This is a genomic window from Sphingomonas sp. (assembly GCF_019749955.1).
GTDB lineage: Bacteria > Pseudomonadota > Alphaproteobacteria > Sphingomonadales > Sphingomonadaceae > Sphingomonas.
In genome coordinates this window covers 1-19,620 of sequence record NZ_JAIEPC010000086.1, presented here as the reverse complement: position 1 = coordinate 19,620, position 19,620 = coordinate 1, and the positions used below count along the sequence as shown (strand labels likewise).

Sequence of the window (19,620 nt, the reverse complement as noted above, 5' to 3'; positions counted from 1 at the left end):
GCCGACGTTCGAATAGTCAGCGTAGCGCGCGGCACCGCCGACCGACAGTTCATGCGCGAAGGGCCTGTCCTTCAGGATCGGCAAGCGGATTTCGCCGAACACTTCCTTCACGTCGAACGCACCGCCGGTGTTGAGCGTGCGCGTCGACGGATCAAAGATGAGCTGCTGGTTGGCGGAGATGTCGCCGATGAAGGTACCGGCTGGACCCGCAGGCGATCCAGCGGGGAGCAGCCCGAGCTCGAGATCGCTGAACCGCGACGACGATGTCTCACGACGATATTCCACCCCGGCCGAAAATTGCGGCGCGCCGCCGGGCAGGTTGAAGAAGCCGCCGGTGTCGCCCGTGACGGTTGCCGTGATCACCGTCTGCGTCAGCCGAAACTGGTCAGTCGTCGGTGTGGTGATGAAGTCGACTCCGGCCTGGCTGACCGAATTGACGCCGTTGAACAGCGTGACCGGGCGGCACTGGCCGTCGCCGGGGCGGAAGGTGAAGAAGCCGCCCTCGATGAACGGGAAGGTCTCCGAGCCGACATAGGGCACGTTGCTGATGTCTGACCGGCAGATCGGCTGGCCGTTTGGCCCGCGCACGACGTCAATTGCCGCGAACAACCGGTCGTAGCGCACCGAATTGCCCTGTGTGACGCTGTTGTCGGTGCGACCGTAATTGCCCGTAACGTCATATTTCAGGTGCGACGTGATCTCGCCGCGCACGCCAGCGACAATGCGGTAGGTGTCGCGATTGGCCGTCTGGATGTTGGGCCCGAGATCGAGGAAATCGCGGCTGATGCGCAGACCGCCAGCGGCATTGGCTTCGGCCTGCAATACGGTCGGGATGAACGGATTGTCTGGCAGGATCAGCAGTGAATCGTAGAAAGTGTTGTAATTATTGCGCGAAATCGCGTTGTTGCGGGTGTATTTTGCGTCGACGTAGACTTCTGCGGCGGGCGAAAATTCGAAGCGCGCGCGGAAATCGCCGTAGAAGCGTTCGCTGCCCGGTGTCAGCGACGTCTGGTTGGTGCGCTCGACCGCGCCGTCGCCGCCGAACTGGTTCTGGCCGGTTGAGATGATGCCGTCCTGGAAAATGCGCACGCCCCCCCCCGGCGTCGACACATAGCAGCCGCCGCCGCCGAAACCGGTCCAGCCGACATAGCTTTCGTTACAGTCGGCAATGCCGTTGCGGTTGATGTCCGTCGTGAAACGCGCGAAATCGGCCCGGAAAATAAGGCCCGCGTTCGAGCTGATGCCGAACACCGGCTGCCTGCCGATCACAAACGACGAGGAATTGGCTGCACGGTCGATCAGCGCCTGTTCGGCGGCAGTCGGGGTGCGGCCGGGGAACAGCGCCTGGAACGCGGCAAGCGTTGTGGGGATGGTTGGACCAAAGCCGATGCGCGTTGTGCGTGGGCCCGGCCCGCCGACACGGAAATAGCTGGCGAAATTGGGCGTCGTTGTCGCATTGATATCGCCAACCTGGAACCGCCGCGCCGGGTTGGAATAGGTCGTCGAATTGTTGGCGCGACCGTTGTCCGCCGTGAAGTCGCGGTCGCCGAGCAGCACTTCATTCTCGTTGGTGTAGCCACCCGCGATCGTGATGTTGCCGCGCCCGCCCGCGAAGTCGAACCCATAAGCGCCATCAATGCGATAGCTCGCGCCGTCGCCGCGATCCGACACCCCGGCCTGTGCGTCGATCGACAGGCCAGTGAACTTGCGCTTCAGGATATAGTTGACCACGCCGGTGACGGCGTCAGCACCGTAGATCGCCGACGCGCCGCCGGTGAGCACATCGACGCGTTCGATCAACGCAGACGGAATCGTCGACACGTCGACCGTCTGCGAGCCCGCGACGCCCGAGACGTGACGTATCCCGTCGATCAGCACCAGCGTGCGGTTGGCGCCAAGCTGGCGCAGGTTGAGCGTCGCCTGACCGGCGCCACCCGCGCCGCGCTCAAGCGAGTCGGCGACGGTGCCCGACGAAATCAGCGCCGGAATCTGGCGCAGCGTCGCCGTCACGTCGGTATTGCCCGCCGCGCGCAGCTGATCGGCGCTGATCGAACTGATCGGCAGCGGCGCCGTGGCATTGGGATCGAGCTTCAGGCGGCTCCCGGTGACGATGACTTCGGTTTCGCTCTCGGTCGCGGGCTTCGCATCGGGGGCCGCAGGGGCGGTTTGCGCGATCACCGGGGTCGCGCAGGCAATTCCCCAGACCGACACACCAGCGAGTACGAAAGACTTTATATTCATGCGTTCCAGCCCCCTCAGGCATTACAAAATGACAATGTACAAGCTGAAAGAAGTTGGATAATTTTGCAATCGCTCAACGGCGCTTCGCGGTTGCAGCGCACAAATATCGCCGAGCGTGATAAAATTGTTACACCCGCGGCGCGGGTTAAGGACGCGTGGCCTTGGTGGGCCGCCGCGGCGGTGTGGCAGGTGCGGCTGCGGAAGGCGCGGTGTAGAGAATCCGCATCAGCGTGTCGCCGGGATCGCGCAGCGGATCGGTCGCGATCGAACTGATCCAGCCGGCCTGCGGTGCGGTCAATGTCTCGATCGTGCGGCCAAACGGATCGGCGAGCGTCGCGACGGTCTGGCCCTTGGTCACGGCATCGCCCAGATCGACCAGCAGCGTCGCATAGCCGCCCCGGCTCGTCTTCACGGTCGCCAGCGAATCGCCAACGATCGGGTCCTTGGGGCGCGGCGGTGCGCTGCCGGGGGCGAGCATCTTCAGGTCGACCATCACCCGCAGCAAACCGTCGACCGCGCGGCCAATCACCACGCGATCGAACATCTCGGGTCGGTTGAGCTCGAGCGTGATGGCGGGCACGCCGCTTTTGAGCATTTCGGTCTCGACCGTTCCCCTGATGCCGGGATCGAGCTTGATCATGTCGGGACCGATCAGCTCGGCGATTTCGCGCGCGCGGGGCGACCCCGCAAAGGCGTAGATCGGATAGGCGGTGCCGCGCGATTGGGTGTGCAGGTCGATCGCGGTGTCGGCATTGGGCCGCATCAGCTGCGACCACAGCCGCGCGGCATAGCGATCGGCGCGGTCGGTGCTTTTCGGGTCACCGGGCATGATCCGGTTGAGGTTCTCGCCATCGCGCCCGTCGCCGGGGGTGAAGGCGCGGCTGTGGTGCAGCAGCCCCGGCGTGTTGAGCCCGGGAATCGCAACGATGCTGCCGCTGAGCGTCGCCGGATCGACGCGGTTGACGATGCGGTGGATGACATCGACGCCGTTCAACTCGTCGCCGTGGATCGCCGCTGTCAGCAGCAGCTTTGGCCCCGGCTTCGCGCCGCGCACGACCACCACCGGCACATACCAGCCTTGCCCGATCGCGTTATCAGTGACGCGGAACCAGAAACGATGGACTTGTCCGGCCGCGAGATCGGCGACGTCGAGCTTGTCGATCACCGGCGTGCCATCGACGCGGTCGCCCGTGAGCACCGTTTGCGCCTGCACCGGAAGAGCAAGCAACAGCGCAGCCAGACCAAGGGCGCGCGACAAGGCGGAAAAGCGCGTGATAACGCTTCCTAAGGCGGGTGTGGGTGTCAGCGCAACTGTCTGTCGAATGTGTGTTGTAACTATAAGACGGGCATGGGATGATCTGGCATCGCTGCAACGCTTGGGGGGAATGCATCATGCTACGGCGCACGAAATTGGCGATGGCCTTGCTTGCGGGATCGGTTGCAGGGCAGGCAGTCGCGCAAAGGCAGGCACCGGCGCCCGCTGGACCCGCCACCTTGATCCGCAGCGTCACGGTGTTCGATGGCACGCGCAGTCTGGGCCGCCATGATGTGCTGATCCGTGGCGACCGCATCGTCGCGATCGACCCGCGCGCGCAGCCTGCGCCCGACACCCGCATCGTCGACGGCACCGGCAAGACGCTGCTGCCCGGGCTGATCGACGCGCATGTGCATGCGTTTCAGGCAGGCGAAGACCCGCTGCTGTTCGGCGTAACGACGCAGCTCGACATGTTCTCGCCGCCCGAAGTCGGCAAGGCCGCGCATGACAAAATGGCGCGGCACGACAATGCGCGCGCGGCCGATCTCTATTCGTCGGGCTATCTCGCCACCGTCCCCAAGGGACATGGCACCGAATATGGCCTGCCCGTCCCGACGCTGACTACACCCGCCGAAGCCGATGCCTGGGTCGCGGCGCGGGTTGCCGAGGGGTCAGACTATATCAAGATTGTGATCGAGCCCGGCACCACCGTCGGCCGTCCGTTCCCGACGCTCGACGCGGCGACGGTGAAGGCGCTGGTCGTTGCGGCGCACAAGCGCGGCAAGCTCGCGGTAGTGCATGCGCAAAGCCTTGCCGATGCGACCACGGCGGTCGAGGCGGGGGCGGATGGCCTCGCGCATCTGTTCATCGATCAGGATGGCGGCGCAGCGTTTGCGGCGCTTGCCAAGGCGCACGGCATCTTTGTCGTTCCGACTTATACCGTGTTTGAGGGATTTGCCGGGCGATCGGGCACCGCGACGTTGCTCGACCAGCCGGGCCTGGCGGGCCTGTTGCCCAAGGCGACGGTCGATGGCCTGCGCCGGACAATGGGCAAGGACCGGACCGCGAAGCTCGACGCGCTCGAAGCCGCCAATATCTCGGCGCTCGCCAAGGCGGGCGTGCCGGTGCTGGCGGGCACCGATGCGGGCAACCCCGCGACTTGGTACGGGATCAGCCTGCACCGCGAGCTCGACCTGCTGGTGAAGGCCGGGCTGACCCCGACGCAAGCGCTGAGCGGGGCGACGGGGGCGACCGCCAAGGCTTTCCGCCTCGCTGATCGCGGGCGAATCGCGCCGGGGCTGAAGGCGGACTTGCTGCTGGTCGATGGCGATCCGACGCTAAGCATCGGTGATGTCCACAAGATTGTCGAGATCTGGAAGGATGGCCGTTCGGCCAATGATTTGCGCGCCGCCCGCCGGGCCGAACTTGTGCAGGCCGCGAGCGCACCGGCACCCGCCGCCGCGACACTCCCGGCCGATGGCCGGATCGCCAGCTTTGCCGTGAAGGACGGCAAGGCCGCGATCACCGCGCCGTTCGGCGCAGGCTGGAGCGTGTCGACCGATTCGATTGCCGGGGGCAAGTCTTCGGTCGCGCTGACGCCCGGCGGTGGCGCCCCCAATGGCCAGCCATCGCTGGTGATGACCGGGGCGATCACGGCTGATTTTATCGCGCCCTGGGCGGGGATTGGCTTTAATCCCGGTGCGCAGCCGTTTCAGCCCGTCAATCTCGCCCCGGCGCGCGCGCTGCGCTTCTGGGTGCGTGGCGAAGGCAAGAGTCTGGCCGTGATGGGCTTTTCACCCGCGACAGGGCGCTTGCCCGCAGTGGCGCAGTTCAGCGTTGGCCCGGAATGGCGCGAAGTGACGGTGCCCTTCGCCGACCTGAAGGGCTTCAACCCGACCGAGGCAATGCTGCTGCTGATCGTCGCCAATCAGGCGCCGGGGCCGTTCCGGATCGAGGTCGCCGACATCCGGCTGGTGCGGGAGTAGGGGTCGATATCGTCCCCTTCCACCGTTCGTTTCGAGCGAAGTCGAGAAACAGGCCGCAGGCTGTGGACACGGTGTCTCGATGTCTCGTCGATGCTCGACAGAGCCTTCGCGCGACACGAACGGAGCGGAGTCGGACCGTGGTAAACGTCAGTACCCGGTAGCGTGCTCCCCCGTCCCGAAGCAGGACGGCGCTTAACCAATTTTGGCGGGTACCAAAGCGTAAACGGCGCGTTAACCTGTGCGCTATGTCGACGTCCGCTACCATCCGTAATCCCGCCGCGCGCCACCCGATCCGGCGGATGATCCGCCCGCCCGCGCAGCCGGTCGAAGCGAAGGCAAACAGCGACGATCAGGACCTGAAGCTGTTCGCGCTGAGCTTCACGGCCTTCTTCATCTGCATCTACAGCCTGATCTACTGAACGAGGCCGTAAACTAAACCAGTCTGACCGCTTCCGCCGCAAGGCCGGCCATCGGATCAGCCGAATGCGCGCTCCGATTTCTGCCACAATCATCAATCACCTAAATCACGATGACGACCATCCGACATGCTTTCTTTCCGGCCGACACAGCGGCCGTTCTGGATATTTGGCGTGAGTATGTCGCTAGTCCGACCGTAAGCTTGGACTATCAAGGTTATGACGCCGAGTTTGCCGATCTGCCGGGGAAGTACGCTCAACCGGACGGGCGCCTTATCGTTGCTGAACGGCTTGGGCAGTTGGTTGGCTGCATCGCGCTGCGCAACGTCAGCCCCGAGATTTGCGAGATGAAGCGCCTCTACGTGAGGCCTCATGCGAGAGGACTAGGCATTGGGCATGGGCTGGTCACGCGGCTGATAGGAGAAGCCAAGGACGCGGGCTACTCTGAGATGAGGCTCGACGTTCTTGCCGAGTTCAAGCAAGCGCAAGCCTTGTATCAACGGCTGGGCTTCGTCGCTGCTGATCCGATATCGACTAATCCGGTTCCAGGAACCTCCTTCCTGGGTCTCAGGCTTTAGCAACGGCACGATAAGCCGCAAGTCGGCGCAAATCCGCCTGAGCGCCTTCCACCGACGTCGGCCTTTCAGCGCTCGTTCCGATTAGCAATCGGCATGAGGTTACGGCCTGAGATCAATCGCAGAGCTGGTGCAGCCGCCACGCGAGCCAGGCGGCGACGGGTGACATCGCCGCGACCAGCAGGATCGTGTTCTGCGGCTGCAATCCCGCCACCCCCAGCCCGATTACGATCAGCGTGCCGCAGGTCATCGCACCGGCATTGACGATATTGTTCGCCGCCACCGTGCGCGCGGTTTCATCCTTGCCCACGGTCGTCGTCAGAAACGCATAGAGCGGCACCACGAACATGCCGCCGGTAATCGCGATGGCCATCAGCGTGGCGATGACCAGCCAGCCCATCGGCAGCGCCAGAAACGGCATGATGCCATAAAGCGTGCCCGGCGGGGCGGGCGTCCAGCCGCGACACAGCGCCGAAAAACCAACGACGCACAGCCCCATCGCGATCACCGATTGCGGGGCATATTTGGCCGAGGTATGCCCGCCGAGCAGCGCGTTGATCGCCACCGATCCGATCGCAACGCCGATCGAAAACAGCGCAATGACGAGCGTGGTGACGGCTTCGTCGGCGGTCAGCACATTTTTGACGAGCGCCGGGAACACGACGATCAGCACCGCGCCCATCGACCAGAAGAAGCTGATCGCGCAGATCGCCATGAACAGCCGGGGGATGTGCATGGTGGCGCTCACCACCCGCCACGACGACGACAGCGGATTATAGCTGACCTTGAGCATCGGCCCGAGCCGGGGCGCGGCTGGCACCAGCATCGCGGTCAGCCAGCCGACCAGCGCAATCGTGAGTACCGCGACAACGGTGACTTCGGCCGGCAATTTGGCCAGCACACCCGCCATCACCGTGCCCGACAGGATCGCGAGATAGGTCGCGGCTTCAACGAGACCGGTCCCGCCAAGCACTTCGTCTTCGTGCAAATGCTGCGGCAGGATCGCATATTTGATCGGGCCGAAGAAGGTCGAATGAATGCCAAGCCCGAGCACCGCGAGCAGCATCAGCGCGATTCCCGCCGTCGAATAGCCGGCATGCGCGATCAGCAATCCGGCCGAGCCGACGATCATGATCAGGATTTCGGCGGTTTTGACGATGCGGATGATCCGCGCCTTGTCATAAGTGTCGGCCAATTGCCCCGACAGCGCCGACAGCAGGAAAAAGGGCAGGATGCCGAACGCGGTCGCGAGCGCGTTGAAATTCTGCTCCATCCGCGCGTCGTTATAGATTTGATAGGTCGCAAACAGGACCATCGCCGTCTTGAACAGATTGTCGTTGAACGCGCCGAGAAACTGGGTGGTGAACAGCGGCAGGAAACGGCGCTCTTTGAGTAGCCCGAGCGCATTCAGCATGGCAAATTTCGAGACCTTTATGGCGATTCTGTGAAAGCCGCATAGCCGAGGTGTCGCAAATGCGGCAATCTGTTTCGTGGGGGTGCTTTCATGCCGCTGCGCGCACGGCTAGAGCGGCACGGTGTTGACCCTGCCCAATATCCTGACGCTCAGCCGCATTGTCGCGGTGCCGCTGCTTGCGCTGCTGCTGTGGTGGCCCAATTGGACCGCAGGCTATGCGGCGGCGTTCGCGCTCTACTGCGTGCTCGGCGTCACCGATTATCTCGACGGCTATCTCGCGCGCGCACAGGGAACTGTGTCGAAGCTTGGGATTTTCCTCGATCCGATCGCCGACAAGGTCATGGTCGCCGCCGTCATCCTGCTGCTGGTCGCGGTGCGCGCGATCGAGGGGGTGCATGTGATTGCGGCGCTGGTGATCCTGCTGCGCGAGATCGCTGTGTCGGGCCTGCGCGAATTCCTTGCCGGGTTGCAGGTGTCGGTGCCCGTGTCGATGCTCGCCAAATGGAAGACGACGCTGCAGATCGTCGCGCTCGGCGCGCTGATTTTGGCGGGGGCGCTGCCGGGCGTGGCGTGGATTGCTACGGTCGGGCTGGTCGCGCTGTGGCTGGCGGCGGCGCTGACGCTGGTGACCGGTTACGACTATCTGCGCGTCGGCCTGCGGCACATGGACTGAGTGATCGTGCGCCCGAAACTCATTCCCGACCCTATCCCCGTTCGTGCTGAGCCTGTCGAAGCACCGTCTTTCTTCTTCGACCTCACCGCAAAAGAAGGACGGCCCTTCGACAAGCTCAGGGCAAACGGGTTGGGATCGGGGTCGTGGATGAATGCCTCAGGTCGTTTCGTGAATCGGAGCATTAGCGAATGACGATCGAGATGCTCTATTTCGCCTGGGTGCGCGAGGCTGTCGGCACGGGGTCGGAGAGCGTGACGCCGCCGGAGGACGTCGTGACGATCAGTGGCCTGATCGACTGGCTGAGTGCGGCGAGCGAGGGGCATGCGCGCGCCTTTGCCGATCGCGACCGGTTGCGCGCGGCGATCGACCAGCAATTTGTGCCGCTCGACACGCCCATCGCAGGCGCGCGCGAAATCGCGCTCTTTCCGCCGGTGACGGGCGGATGATCCGCGTTGTCGTTACTGAACAGCCGATCGATCTCGCGGCTGAACTCGCGCGGGTCGAAGTGGCGGGGGCAGGGGGCGTCGCAAGTTTCACCGGGCTGGTCCGCGCCGATGACGGCGTGACCGCGCTCGAACTCGAACATTACCCCGGCGCGACCGAAGCCGCGCTGACCGCGCTCGCGACGCAGGCACGCGATCGTTGGGATTTGCTCGCGGTCGTGATCGTCCACCGCGTCGGGCGCATGATACCGGGGGACCGGGTCGTATTCGTCGGCGCCGCCGCTGCCCACCGCGCGCCCGCGCTCGATGGTTGCGCCTTCCTGATCGACCGGCTCAAGACCGGCGCGCCCTTCTGGAAGCGCGAAGTGTTGGCGGAAGGCGCGCGCTGGGTCGAAGCACGCGCGGGCGATGACGCCGCCGCCGCGCGTTGGTCTGGTCCTTCGGCGGACCGGCCTGCTGACTGACAGACCCCGCCGCTTATACCCACCCCCCGTTCGTTTCGAGCGCAGTCGAGAAACAGGCCGCTCGCGATGCCAGCCGTGTCTCGACTTCGCTCGACACTAACAGGATGGGTGGTGGTGAAATCCAATTCCGCCGACGTTGACGCCAAACAGAACCTGCAAACGCGTCACCCAGACTATCGTCAAGGTGACGCGCCCGTGCCCCTTAAGTCAGCTTCGGAATCAGCACGCCGTTGATGACATGCACGACGCCGTTCGACTGGCGCACGTCGGGAATCTCGACATAGGCCGGGTTGCCGTTCGAATCGGTCAGCTTGACCGCACCGCTATCAAGTTCGACCGTCAGCGGTTCGCCCGCGACCGTCGTCAGCACCGTCTTGCCGCCGCCGGCCTTGATCATGTCGAGCAGTTGCAGCCCACTGATGGCGCCGGGCACGACGTGGTAGGTCAGGATCTTGGTGAGCGTGGGCTTCGATTCGGGCTTGAGCAGCGCGTCGACCGTGCCGGGGGCAAGGCGGCCAAACGCATCATTGGTCGGCGCGAACACCGTGAACGGACCCGGCCCCACCAGCGTTTCGACCAGACCGGCTGCCTTCACCGCCGCAACCAGCGTCGACAAATTGGGCGCGGCAGCGGCGTTTTCGACGATCGTCTTGGTGGCGATCATATCGGCGCCGCCGACCTTTGGGTTGGGCGCGGCCGCGGGCGCCGCAGGCGGCGTCTGGGCGGGAGCGGGCTGCGCCTGCGCGATGATCGGGGCGGCAGCGAGCGACAAAATCGAAAAAAGCATTGCTTACTCCGTGAGGGGTTCGGCTCGCGACCGGACGGCGAGCGCCTGTCAGATACGAGTTAAAGTCAGTTTGGTTGCAATTTTGCGGCAATGCAAGATCGTCGCCGCAGTGCAGCGCGCGGTTAGCGCGCTTCGGCGAGCACCTCGGCCAGCAAGCGGAAGTCGCGCTCGCGCGGCGAGGCCCGCCGCCAGATCAGCGCAATGTCGCGCGTGGGATGGGCGGCGTCGAGCGGGCGCGCGGCAACACGGGTGTGCGCCAAAATGCCCGCGTCGATCGCCATTTCGGGCAGGATCGTCACGCCCAGTCCATTGTCGACCATCTGGACGATCGTGTGGAGCGAGGTGCCGAGCATCGTCGCTTCGGCGCGCAATTCGGGGCGGTTGCATGCCGACAGCGCATGATCTTTCAGGCAATGCCCGTCCTCAAGCAGCAGCAGCCGCGTCTCGTCGATGTCGGCGGCGGCGATGCTGGTCGGGCAGGGGGCATATTCCTGTTCGGGGAAGGCGACGAACAACCGGTCGGCGAACAGGGGCGCCGACGCAACGTCGCCGCTGGCAAAGGGCAGCGCCAGCAGCACGCAATCGGTGCGGCCGTTGTGGAGTCCTTCGCACGCCGCGCCGCTCGGCTCCTCGCGCAGATAGAGCTTCAGATCGGGATAGTCGGTGCGCAGCCGGGGCAGGATGCGCGGCAGCATGAACGGCGCGATTGTCGGGATCACGCTCATCCGCATGTCGCCCGACAGCGGCTGGCCCGCCGCGCGCGCGAGATCGCCCAGCTCTTCGGCCTCGCGCAGCACCCGGCGCGCCTTGTCGGTGATGCGCTCACCCACTGGCGTGAAGCGCACGACGCGGCGCGTGCGTTCAACCAGCGTCACACCGATCAGTGTTTCGAGCTCGCGCAGGCCCGCCGACAGGGTCGATTGCGTCACGAAACACGTGTCCGCCGCGCGCCCGAAATGGCCATGATCGCGCAGCGCGACCAGATATTGCAACTGCTTCAGCGTGGGCAGATAGGTCGTCATGATTGATCGCTCCAATCGATCAATTACGTCCAACAGAGCTGTTTGTCCACTTAATCGCCCCGTGTCAGCGCAGCGCCGACCAGATCGTATAGCCGCTGGTGATCGTCAGCAGCGCGCCCACCAGCGCCATCAATGGGCGGGCGGGAACGCGCTTGGCGATCACCGCGCCGAACGGGGCGGCAGCGAGTCCGCCGATCAGAATTCCGGCAGTGGCGACCGTAAACGCGGCAAAGCCCATCGTCGCGATGAACGTCGCCGAGATGGTCGCGGTCAGGAAGAATTCGGACGTGTTGACCGTGCCGATCGTGCTGCGCGGGCTCGCGCCTTGCACCAGCAGGTTCGAGGTAACCACCGGCCCCCATCCGCCGCCGCCAACCGCGTCGAGGAAGCCGCCGATAAAGCCGAGCGGCGCGACGATCCGCGGCTCGCGCAGCTTCGGTGCCCCCCGCCACGCGCGGTACAGCAGGTAAAGTCCGACCAGCGCGAGATAGGCCATCACGAACGGCTTGGCGACGCCCGCGTCGAGCCCGGCGAGCACATAAGCCCCCAGCGCGCCGCCGATCAGCCCAGGGATCACCAGCCGCCGAAACAGCCGCCAGTCGACATTGCGGTGGAGCACATGGCTGGTGCCCGACGCCGCCGTGGTGAACGTCTCGACCGCATGCACACTCGCCGAGGCAACCGCCGGTGACACCCCCATAATGCTGACAAGCAGGGTCGAATTGACCACGCCAAACGCCATGCCCAGCGCGCCATCGATCGCCTGGGCCAGGAAACCGACCGCAATGAACGGGAGCAGGCTGGTCAAATCCCAAGACAATCGGCGGGTCCTATTCGGTTTCGACGATCAATGCCGCCGCAGAACACCCCAACGCTAGGCGCCGCCAAAATTTCCGACAAGAAAGATAGGATTTGTGGCGCTAAACTGCACGACCAACGGGTCATGGATTTCGTCGAACGGAGTCACTAGATATCGCGCTCAAGAGCCTGAAATGGATTGCGGCCGATGTTTGAGCGCCTGACCACCTATCTCGATTCGATCAAGGCGCGCGATCCGGCGCCGCGATCGCGCTGGGAAATCATGCTCTATCCCGGCGTGCTGGCGCTTGGCCTGCACCGGGTCGCGCACAGCCTCTACCGGTCGGAGCTCTATTTCCTCGCGCGCGTCGTCAATCACCTGTCGCGCATCCTGACCTCGATCGACATCCACCCGGGCGCGACGATCGGCCGCAATTTCTTCATCGACCATGGCTTCACCGTGATCGGCGAGACCGCGCAGATCGGCGATAACGTCACCATCTACCAATGCGTGACCTTGGGCGGCACCAGCCCCGACAATGGCGTCGCGGGCAAGCGCCACCCGACACTCGCCGACAATGTCATCATCGGCTCGGGTGCGCAGGTGCTCGGGCCGATCACGGTGGGGACCGGCGCGCGCGTCGGCGCCAATGCGGTGGTGACCAAGGATGTCGTGCCGGGCGCCGTGATGGTCGGCATCCCCGCGCGGCCAACGATGATCGAAGGCGGGCGCAGCGAGACGGGCTTCGTCCCTTACGGTACGCCGTGCCGCGACATGTTCGACCCCGAAACGCAGAAGTTCGAGCTGCTGCGCTGCGAGATGGACCAACTCCGCAAGGAACTGGCAGCCCTCAAGGCCGAGCGCGACGGCCATGGGCCTGAGGAGCTGCGCGACCGCGCCTGATGGGGACGGTGACGCCCTTTCCGGTGCAGTCGGGGCGCGCGCCGGCCCAAGTCGGTTTCGAGCGCGCCGAGCTGACCCGAATCCTCGACCTTTATGGCCGGATGGTCGCGGCAGGGCATTGGCGCGACTATGCAATCGATCTCGGTCGCGACGCCGCGATCTTCGCCGCCTTCCGCCGCGCAACCGAACGCCCGGAGTTTCGGATCGAGAAGCGCCCGGCCTTGCGCGGGAAGCAGGGGATGTGGGCGCTGATCGGTGAGCAAGGCGCGGTGCTCAAGCGCGGGCATGACCTCGCGCCGGTGCTCGCGCCCGTCGAACGGCGGCTGCTGAAGCTGGTGGCGGAGTAGGACTGGCTTCCCTCTCCCATCGGGAGAGGGAGGGAGCCGCAAAGCGGCGGAAGGGTGAGGGCGACAGCCGTCTATCAGGACGCGAGTCGCACTTCGTTCGTCACCCCGGCCTTGTGCCGGGGCCCACCGCGCAACCGGACGAGCCGCTCAAGCCTCTATCGACTCGAGCGCGGCCCAGTGGGCCCCGGCACAAGGCCGGGGTGACGATTTGGGTAATGACGGCTGTCGTCAAATAGTGGGCCCTACTTCGCTTCCTTATTGGTCGGCGCGACGAGGGTAGCTATCTGACCGGCAGCAGCCGAAATTAGAGAAGCGGGAAAGGCGAACCCGACGAGCAAGATCAGGCCAACGACCAAGAGCGGGCCGCTGCCGGAGTTGAGCAGCATTACGGGAAGCTGGGCGAAAATGATGATCAAACCGGCGGACCATCCCCACAACCTCAGCCAGAAACCGCTTACGGCGGAAGCCGCTAGCGCGAAGGGATACCATTTGCTCAAGAAGTCCGCAGCGTCCCACGGCTCATTGACGCCAGTCACGTCGCAGACCATTTGCCAGTAGAGCAATGCAAAGGCGGTAATCGCCGCCAAAAGGACCGTGCGAAACAGCATCTTGGCATGGTCTCACTACGAAGCGGGCTTTACAAGCCTCCTTTCCCATGTGAGCGGATCGCTCCGCTTTTCACCCACAGCCGCCCCTCCACCCCCACAAAAAATCCCCCGGTGGCGCGAACCACCGGGGGTGAAGTTTCGTACCAACCAGCTAGAGGGGCTAACTCAAGCCGGGACCATCGTCTGCACCGGGGGCAGGCGATCCTTGAGGCCGCCGAGCAGTGCGACCACGGTGCGCCGCATCTGGTGCCAGAAGACAGAAAGGGTCAGCAGCGCCGAGCCGATGACAAAGGCGGTGAGCGCCGCGCTCAGCTCGACCGCGCCGGTCTGCTGGATGAGGCCGTACATCGCGTAGAGAACATAGGCGAGGCTCGACACCAGCAGCGCGCGGCGATCGACCGCCAGCGCGACAAAGGCGAACACCAGATACAGCCCGATCACCAGCAGCGCGCGCGCCGCGTCGACATTGTTGTCGAGCACGCCGAGCATGTGGAAGATCGGGTGCGCGATCAGCGGCGCGGCGGCGAGGTGCAGCCAGAACGCCACGTCGGAGCGGCGCGTGCGGCGCTCGCGGTCGGACACGTCCCACCACATCGCCAGCGCGAACACGCCGAGGCCACCCGCCAGCGCGATCGGATAGACCGCAGTCTCGCCCAGCCCGAGCGCCCCGACCAGCGTCGCCGCCGCCGTCGCGACCAGCGCAATCGCGCCTGCCGCGACCGTGATCGGCACCATGAACCGGCGCCAATGCAGCCAGGTCGCGCCCGCCGTCACCAGCGCAACACCGCCCATGATCAGCGCGGCGGTCCGCTCAGGCACATCGATGTCGAGGCGGATCAGCGTGCCGATCATCGTCGCCGCAACACCGCCGGCAAAGGCGAGCAGCAGCAGGATCGACGGGAGCGCCATCCGCCGCTTGCGGGTGAAATACTCCGCGAACAGCCATGCCGAAGCCGCCACCGCCGCGCCGCCCAATGGCTGCATGATCTGCCAGCCGATCTGCCCGATCGCGCCGAGCGACAGCAGCAGCGCAATCGCGACGAAAATGTCGTTGAAGCCGGTCAGCAGCTTGAACTGCTCTTCGTCGACCGCAGGCGCCTGACGCAGCCCCGCCGTATGGTTGCGGAACGCGGCGGCGGCTTCGGGCGTAATCACCCCCGCCGCCACCGCATTTTCGATATCGCTTTCACTATACATGGCCATTCCTTCCCTGTTGGGGAGGGGTTTAGCACAAGTGTGTTGGTGACGCAATACGGTGAGGTGGGGCGGCTTCGGGCCTCAGGCCGCGAGTTTCAGCCGCTCGATTTCCTGCGCGAATTCGAAGCGGAGCTGATCGGCTTCGTCGTCGGGCATCATCCGCCGCCGAAGGTTTTCGTTTTTATTTTGTTCTTGCGATCTAGGGTAAACCCTGGCATTTTGCCAAAAATCCACCCAGCGGAGCAGCGGATGACCCAGCTTTCCTTCTTTGAACTGCGTCAACTCAGCGGCATGAGTATCGAGGAACTCGCCCCTGAGCTGGGCTATTCCCCGAGCACGGTTTACCGGTGGGAGCGGGGCGAGACTGCCCCCAAGGCAGCGGTATATCGTGCGCTCGAAACATTGATCCGGTACAGTCGTCCTGAGCCTTCAACGCAGCGCGCCAACGACGAAACGGCATTTCGCTTTATCGACCTGTTCGCGGGCATCGGCGGATTGCGGATCGGGTTTCAGGGGATCGGCGGTCATTGCGTCTTCACGTCGGAATGGGACCGCAACGCACAGGAAACCTATCAACGCAATTTTCGCGACAATCACCCGGTGCATGGCGATGTGCGCCGCTATTCAGAAGATCCCGACCTTATCCCCGAACATGATGTCTTGCTGGCAGGATTTCCATGCCAGCCGTTTTCCATCGCGGGCGTTTCGAAGAAGAACGCACTCGGTCGTCCGCACGGCTTCCTGTGCGATACCCAGGGCACGCTGTTTTTCGACACCGCCCAGATCATTGCCCATCACCGGCCTGCTGCATTTGTTCTGGAAAACGTCAAGAACCTCGAAGGGCATGACGGCGGCAAGACGTTCGCGACGATCCTGAACGTGCTGAGAAACGAACTGGGCTATCACGTCCAGACCCGCGTTATCAGTTCGTCGCCCTGGGTACCGCAGAAGCGCGAGCGCATTTTCATCGTCGGATTCCGCGAGCGCTCCGGGTTCGATCTTGACGGACTTGAGCTGCCGTCCGCCGAAAGCGGTCCGAAGCTCGGCAGTATCTTGCAGCCGCATGACGAGGTCGATCCGAAATATACCCTGACGCCGCGTCTTTGGGCGTATTTGCAGGCCTATCGCGACAAGCACGCGGCGAAGGGGAACGGGTTTGGCTACAGCCTGTTCGGGCCAGACGACGTCACCCGCACCTTGTCGGCACGCTACTACAAGGATGGCTCCGAAATCCTGATCGCCCAGCCGGGCAACCGGCCCCGTCGCCTGACGCCGCTGGAATGTGCACGGCTCATGGGTTTCGACCGTGGTGACCGGCGCTGGCACATCGCGGTTTCGGATACTCAGGCCTATCGCCAGTTCGGCAATGCGGTCGTCGTGCCGGTCGTCGAATTTCTGGCAAATGCCATGAAGCCCTGGCTCGCCAAGGCGCTGGGAAGCGACATTCCGGCTCAAGCGCGGGAACGTCTGCCCGTGCCCGCCGGTGGCTGACGTCGTCTCGCCCGAAACCCGTAGCCGGATGATGGCCGGAATCAGGGGGAAGGACACGAAACCCGAAATGATCGTCCGTAGGGGCCTGCATGCGCGCGGCTTTCGGTACCGGCTGCATCCACGCTATCTGCCGGGCAAGCCCGATATCGTACTGCCCAAGTACCGGGCCGTGATTTTCGTGCATGGCTGTTTCTGGCACGGGCATGATTGCCCCGCATTCAAATGGCCGAAAAGCCGCGAAGCATTCTGGCGTACCAAGATCGAACGAAACCGTCGACGTCACGATGAGGTACTGGCTGACCTGGCGGCAATGGGATGGACCGCCGAAACCGTGTGGGAATGCGAATTGCGCCGGAGTGCCGACACGGTCGGCAAGAAGCTCGATTCGCTGGGTTTCCTGATCAGATCACGCCGTGAGCTTTCCAGCGATTGACGGCTGGATCGAGGTGATGATCGAAAAATACTTCAAAACTGATCACGTTGAGGGCCGTCGCATAGAATTTGCTTTTGATCGTTACCGGAACGACGACGATAACGTTGCGACCTTTCATCTTTTCAAGTTCGGCAGCGGTCAGATCTTCGTCGATCGTCGCCAGATAAAACGCCTGCCCGGTCAGTCCTTCGGTAACAACCTGCCGCCAGCGTTCTCTAAGACTGCGTTTGCACGTAAAAATCAGGCAGTCTGCGGCGAACTGGCCGTAGTGCGCCAAATTCGGCAGCACGAAATCCGGTTTGCTGCCAGAAAGTTCAGGCTGAAACGTGTAAGGGTATCCCAAAGCTTCAAAGAGCGTCGTGACCACGGTTTCGAAAGCCGAACCTGCCCGGGTTCGCCGACTTTGGGTCAGGCTGAGGCAAAACCGGTCCAGAACGAAAAAAGAAGCGGACAGTGAATTGAGCACATTGTCCTTGCCCTCTCCGACTGTTTGGGAACCAACGTAATCAGCAAGCACGGGGCCGCAAATTCTTCGTTCTGCCTCAAGATACAGGCCGTATGCGCGGCTTTGTACGTCCGAAACCAGACGGCTGAAATTGTCCTTGATGTAGTTCAAATCGAACGGCGGTTCGCCCAAGGCTTCCAGGATAGCTTGGCGCGTGACCGCAATCGCGCTTGGCATCCGCAGTGTACTGTCCGCGAACAAGGCGCGGGCCACCACCTTTGCGGAGTCGAATTCTTCGAGCAATTTCGCGGATGTCGGCGCAGTCATCACTGACTGTTAGCAGCATTGAAGAGCATGACAAACTGCGGCGCTTTCCTGAGCGATGCTTGCAGCGCGGCGGCAGGTCTTGGTACGATACAGCCGGAGAAAAAGAGACGGGCAAAGCCCCGTCACGGTCCTTTGGAATGGCCCTACCAATGTAGGAAAAGCTGTGTCAGCGTCGTGCCGACACAGCTCTTTCCCATCGTCGGCCATAACGCATCTCGGGCCATCCGGGCGCGGGCAACGCCATGACCCCCCCTGCGGAGGTCGTAACTTTCATAACCTTTCGCCCCTCGATCCGCTGCCCTGCCGCCGCAAGACGCAGCGCGGTCAGCGAACCGGCACTCCAGCGCGCACGCGCCAGAGGCGATTGCCGACGTACAGAACGGCGCCAACCAGCGCCGCGCCCGCCATCGCGCGCCATGATGCCGCCTCGCTCCCGGCGATCAGTCCGGTGCAGGTGATCGCGGCTGCGACGATGACCGCGCTGCCGCTGATCGACGGTGATTGGCCCGCGCGCCGCTCGATCACGGGCAGTGCCGCGATGCAGGCGAGATAGACGATCAGGCGCGACGCCACGCTCAACACCGCCAGTGCCACAAACCCGCCGCTGAGCGACAAGGCGACCACGACGGCCATGATGCTGATCACGGCATTGCGCGGCACGGCGTCAACCGCGCGTATCCGGCCAAACAGTGCGGGCAAGCCGCCGAGTGCCTCCATCGCCACCAGTCGGCGCGACAGGAACAGCATGTTGTTCAGCACATTGGCGAAAATCGAAACGGTCGCCGTCGCGAGCAGGATCAGCCCGCCGATACCGCCGATCAACGCGACGGCCATTGATACCAGCGGCGCCTTGTCGGGCACGCCGGTGGCCGGGGTTGTGACGACATAGCCCCAGATCAGCAGCGCATAGAGCAGCGCCACTGTGACGAACACCATCACCAGCGCGCGCGGAAAATCGCGCTTGGGGTCACGCGCCTCGCCCGCCACCGTCAGCGCTGCCTCAAACCCGACCAGCGCATAGGCACACAGCAGCGCCGCTTGCGTCAGCGACGATGGCGCGGGTACCCGCGCCGACGCCAGCGCAGGGCCGATCTCTGCGACCATCATCGGCACGGCGAGCACGACAAGCAGCACGAGCGGCACGAGCTTGATGACCGCAAGCACGGCAAGGGTTCGCGCGATGCCGCTCGTGCGGTTGAGCGTGACGATCAAAATCAGCGATAGCGCCGCAAGCACGATGCCGCTGTGCGCCCAAGGGCTGCTGCCTGCGGCGGGCCAGCCGCGCAGCGCATAATCGGCAAGCAGGTTGACGTTGGCGGCAGCGGCGGCCGTCGTCGACAGCAATTGCATCCAGCCGATCTGAAACGCTACGGGTCGGCCAAAGGCAGCTTCGACATATTGGATCGGGCCGCCCGTGCCATCGAACAGTGCCGCCAACCGCGCCATCACCAGCAGCACGGTGAGCATTGCTGCGGCCACCATCAGAATGACGAAAGGCGCCCAGATACCGGCGGCCTGGGCAACGGTGGCGGGCAGGCCGAATATCGCCGCGCCGATCAACCCGTTCAGGATCATTGCCGCCAGCCCCCATGGGCCGACGCTGCGGATCAGGCTGCCGGTTGCGGGCTGCTCGGCCGGGCCAGGGGAAGATGGCGTCATCGCGCCAAGCGTCGCACAAGGTTGCGGGGGCTGCAATCGGCGCAGCCCCCGGCCGGGTCTACTGCCCCTGCAGCTTGCGCAGGATCGACAGCGACTGTTCGCTGCCCGACTGCGGCGTCATCTCAGCCGTCCGGTC

General features: G+C 64.2%; 20 protein-coding genes. 10 read left to right on the top strand and 10 right to left on the bottom strand.

From position 1 onward, the window contains the following. Positions 1–2,241, bottom strand: a 2,241-nt coding sequence (locus K2W81_RS14250; RefSeq protein ID WP_294105478.1) for a TonB-dependent receptor plug domain-containing protein, incomplete at its 3' end; no start/stop codon positions are given. Positions 2,242–2,386: 145 nt separating this feature from the next. Further along, positions 2,387–3,469: a succinylglutamate desuccinylase/aspartoacylase family protein gene (locus tag K2W81_RS14245; protein WP_294105477.1), complete on the bottom strand. Its 1,083-nt coding sequence runs from the start codon at positions 3,467–3,469 to the stop codon at positions 2,387–2,389. Between the two features lie 164 nt (positions 3,470–3,633). On the opposite strand from K2W81_RS14245, the gene K2W81_RS14240 reads away from it, so the two are divergent. From K2W81_RS14240 to K2W81_RS14230, 3 genes are all read left to right on the top strand, one after another. Further along, complete coding sequence (locus tag K2W81_RS14240; RefSeq protein ID WP_294105476.1) at positions 3,634–5,481, top strand: amidohydrolase family protein; 1,848 nt, start codon at positions 3,634–3,636, stop codon at positions 5,479–5,481. A gap of 245 nt (positions 5,482–5,726) precedes the next feature. Continuing rightward, complete coding sequence (locus tag K2W81_RS14235; RefSeq protein WP_294105475.1) at positions 5,727–5,900, top strand: hypothetical protein; 174 nt, start codon at positions 5,727–5,729, stop codon at positions 5,898–5,900. A 110-nt stretch (positions 5,901–6,010) separates the two neighbouring features. Then, the gene (locus K2W81_RS14230) at positions 6,011–6,475 is read left to right on the top strand and encodes a GNAT family N-acetyltransferase (protein WP_294105473.1); all 465 of its coding nucleotides are present in this window, start codon (positions 6,011–6,013) and stop codon (positions 6,473–6,475) included. 112 nt (positions 6,476–6,587) lie between these two features. Here the strand turns inward: K2W81_RS14230 and K2W81_RS14225 are convergent, their stop codons facing one another. Next, entirely contained in the window at positions 6,588–7,886 is a 1,299-nt protein-coding gene (locus K2W81_RS14225; protein WP_294105471.1) for an MFS transporter, read from the bottom strand. Positions 7,887–8,007: 121 nt separating this feature from the next. Here K2W81_RS14225 and pgsA point away from each other — a divergent pair, with 121 nt between their 5' ends. From pgsA to K2W81_RS14210, 3 genes are all read left to right on the top strand, one after another. Further along, complete coding sequence (gene pgsA / locus K2W81_RS14220; protein WP_294105469.1) at positions 8,008–8,559, top strand: CDP-diacylglycerol--glycerol-3-phosphate 3-phosphatidyltransferase; 552 nt, start codon at positions 8,008–8,010, stop codon at positions 8,557–8,559. A gap of 188 nt (positions 8,560–8,747) precedes the next feature. Further along, complete coding sequence (gene moaD / locus K2W81_RS14215; protein ID WP_294105468.1) at positions 8,748–9,005, top strand: molybdopterin converting factor subunit 1; 258 nt, start codon at positions 8,748–8,750, stop codon at positions 9,003–9,005. Continuing rightward, positions 9,002–9,466 (top strand): molybdenum cofactor biosynthesis protein MoaE, encoded by a 465-nt coding sequence (locus K2W81_RS14210; RefSeq protein WP_294105466.1) that lies wholly within the window; start codon positions 9,002–9,004, stop codon positions 9,464–9,466. The genes moaD and K2W81_RS14210 overlap by 4 nt, the downstream gene beginning before the upstream one ends. A 202-nt stretch (positions 9,467–9,668) precedes the next feature. Here the strand turns inward: K2W81_RS14210 and K2W81_RS14205 are convergent, their stop codons facing one another. The 3 genes from K2W81_RS14205 to K2W81_RS14195 all read right to left on the bottom strand — a co-directional run bounded on the left by K2W81_RS14205 (position 9,669) and on the right by K2W81_RS14195 (position 12,083). Next, the gene (locus tag K2W81_RS14205; protein ID WP_294105464.1) at positions 9,669–10,253 is read right to left on the bottom strand and encodes a fasciclin domain-containing protein; all 585 of its coding nucleotides are present in this window, start codon (positions 10,251–10,253) and stop codon (positions 9,669–9,671) included. A 122-nt stretch (positions 10,254–10,375) separates the two neighbouring features. Further along, positions 10,376–11,275: a hydrogen peroxide-inducible genes activator gene (locus K2W81_RS14200; RefSeq protein WP_294105463.1), complete on the bottom strand. Its 900-nt coding sequence runs from the start codon at positions 11,273–11,275 to the stop codon at positions 10,376–10,378. A 64-nt stretch (positions 11,276–11,339) separates the two neighbouring features. Beyond that, on the bottom strand, positions 11,340–12,083 hold the full coding sequence (locus tag K2W81_RS14195; protein ID WP_294105461.1) for a sulfite exporter TauE/SafE family protein: 744 nt from the start codon (positions 12,081–12,083) through the stop codon (positions 11,340–11,342). Between the two features lie 198 nt (positions 12,084–12,281). Here K2W81_RS14195 and epsC point away from each other — a divergent pair, with 198 nt between their 5' ends. Together epsC and K2W81_RS14185 are read left to right on the top strand one after the other, a co-directional pair. Then, complete coding sequence (gene epsC / locus K2W81_RS14190) at positions 12,282–12,977, top strand: serine O-acetyltransferase EpsC (RefSeq protein ID WP_294105459.1); 696 nt, start codon at positions 12,282–12,284, stop codon at positions 12,975–12,977. Further along, positions 12,977–13,324: a DUF2794 domain-containing protein gene (locus tag K2W81_RS14185; RefSeq protein WP_294105457.1), complete on the top strand. Its 348-nt coding sequence runs from the start codon at positions 12,977–12,979 to the stop codon at positions 13,322–13,324. Before epsC ends, K2W81_RS14185 begins: the two co-directional genes overlap by 1 nt. A 242-nt stretch (positions 13,325–13,566) precedes the next feature. Here the strand turns inward: K2W81_RS14185 and K2W81_RS14180 are convergent, their stop codons facing one another. Both K2W81_RS14180 and K2W81_RS14175 read right to left on the bottom strand, forming a co-directional pair. Beyond that, positions 13,567–13,932, bottom strand: a complete 366-nt coding sequence (locus K2W81_RS14180) for a hypothetical protein (protein ID WP_294105455.1) — start codon at positions 13,930–13,932, stop codon at positions 13,567–13,569. 165 nt (positions 13,933–14,097) lie between these two features. Next, on the bottom strand, positions 14,098–15,129 hold the full coding sequence (locus K2W81_RS14175) for a hypothetical protein (protein ID WP_294105453.1): 1,032 nt from the start codon (positions 15,127–15,129) through the stop codon (positions 14,098–14,100). 249 nt (positions 15,130–15,378) lie between these two features. Between K2W81_RS14175 and dcm the strand changes: the two genes are divergently transcribed. After that, complete coding sequence (dcm, locus tag K2W81_RS14170) at positions 15,379–16,620, top strand: DNA (cytosine-5-)-methyltransferase (RefSeq protein ID WP_294105481.1); 1,242 nt, start codon at positions 15,379–15,381, stop codon at positions 16,618–16,620. 28 nt (positions 16,621–16,648) lie between these two features. After that, positions 16,649–17,053 (top strand): very short patch repair endonuclease, encoded by a 405-nt coding sequence (locus K2W81_RS14165; RefSeq protein ID WP_366932267.1) that lies wholly within the window; start codon positions 16,649–16,651, stop codon positions 17,051–17,053. On the opposite strand, the gene K2W81_RS14160 is transcribed toward K2W81_RS14165, so the two are convergent. After that, positions 17,022–17,825, bottom strand: a complete 804-nt coding sequence (locus tag K2W81_RS14160) for a type II restriction endonuclease (RefSeq protein ID WP_294105449.1) — start codon at positions 17,823–17,825, stop codon at positions 17,022–17,024. The genes K2W81_RS14165 and K2W81_RS14160 overlap by 32 nt on opposite strands. A 324-nt stretch (positions 17,826–18,149) precedes the next feature. Next, positions 18,150–19,484 (bottom strand): APC family permease, encoded by a 1,335-nt coding sequence (locus K2W81_RS14155; RefSeq protein WP_294105447.1) that lies wholly within the window; start codon positions 19,482–19,484, stop codon positions 18,150–18,152. Between the last annotated feature and the right edge of the window lie 136 nt (positions 19,485–19,620).

Bases quoted from the DNA above. Each gene is read 5' to 3' on its own strand.
- K2W81_RS14160 (WP_294105449.1), bottom strand. From the start codon at position 17,825: ATGACTGCGCCGACATCCGCGAAATTGCTCGAAGAATTCGACTCCGCA.
- dcm (WP_294105481.1), top strand. From the start codon at position 15,379: ATGACCCAGCTTTCCTTCTTTGAACTGCGTCAACTCAGCGGCATGAGT.
- K2W81_RS14185 (WP_294105457.1), top strand. From the start codon at position 12,977: ATGGGGACGGTGACGCCCTTTCCGGTGCAGTCGGGGCGCGCGCCGGCC.
- K2W81_RS14165 (WP_366932267.1), top strand. From the start codon at position 16,649: ATGATGGCCGGAATCAGGGGGAAGGACACGAAACCCGAAATGATCGTC.
- K2W81_RS14200 (WP_294105463.1), bottom strand. From the start codon at position 11,275: ATGACGACCTATCTGCCCACGCTGAAGCAGTTGCAATATCTGGTCGCG.
- moaD (WP_294105468.1), top strand. From the start codon at position 8,748: ATGACGATCGAGATGCTCTATTTCGCCTGGGTGCGCGAGGCTGTCGGC.
- epsC (WP_294105459.1), top strand. From the start codon at position 12,282: ATGTTTGAGCGCCTGACCACCTATCTCGATTCGATCAAGGCGCGCGAT.
- K2W81_RS14240 (WP_294105476.1), top strand. From the start codon at position 3,634: ATGCTACGGCGCACGAAATTGGCGATGGCCTTGCTTGCGGGATCGGTT.
- K2W81_RS14210 (WP_294105466.1), top strand. From the start codon at position 9,002: ATGATCCGCGTTGTCGTTACTGAACAGCCGATCGATCTCGCGGCTGAA.
- K2W81_RS14235 (WP_294105475.1), top strand. From the start codon at position 5,727: ATGTCGACGTCCGCTACCATCCGTAATCCCGCCGCGCGCCACCCGATC.
- K2W81_RS14205 (WP_294105464.1), bottom strand. From the start codon at position 10,253: ATGCTTTTTTCGATTTTGTCGCTCGCTGCCGCCCCGATCATCGCGCAG.
- K2W81_RS14230 (WP_294105473.1), top strand. From the start codon at position 6,011: ATGACGACCATCCGACATGCTTTCTTTCCGGCCGACACAGCGGCCGTT.
- K2W81_RS14225 (WP_294105471.1), bottom strand. From the start codon at position 7,886: ATGCTGAATGCGCTCGGGCTACTCAAAGAGCGCCGTTTCCTGCCGCTG.
- K2W81_RS14155 (WP_294105447.1), bottom strand. From the start codon at position 19,484: ATGACGCCATCTTCCCCTGGCCCGGCCGAGCAGCCCGCAACCGGCAGC.
- K2W81_RS14175 (WP_294105453.1), bottom strand. From the start codon at position 15,129: ATGTATAGTGAAAGCGATATCGAAAATGCGGTGGCGGCGGGGGTGATT.
- K2W81_RS14180 (WP_294105455.1), bottom strand. From the start codon at position 13,932: ATGCTGTTTCGCACGGTCCTTTTGGCGGCGATTACCGCCTTTGCATTG.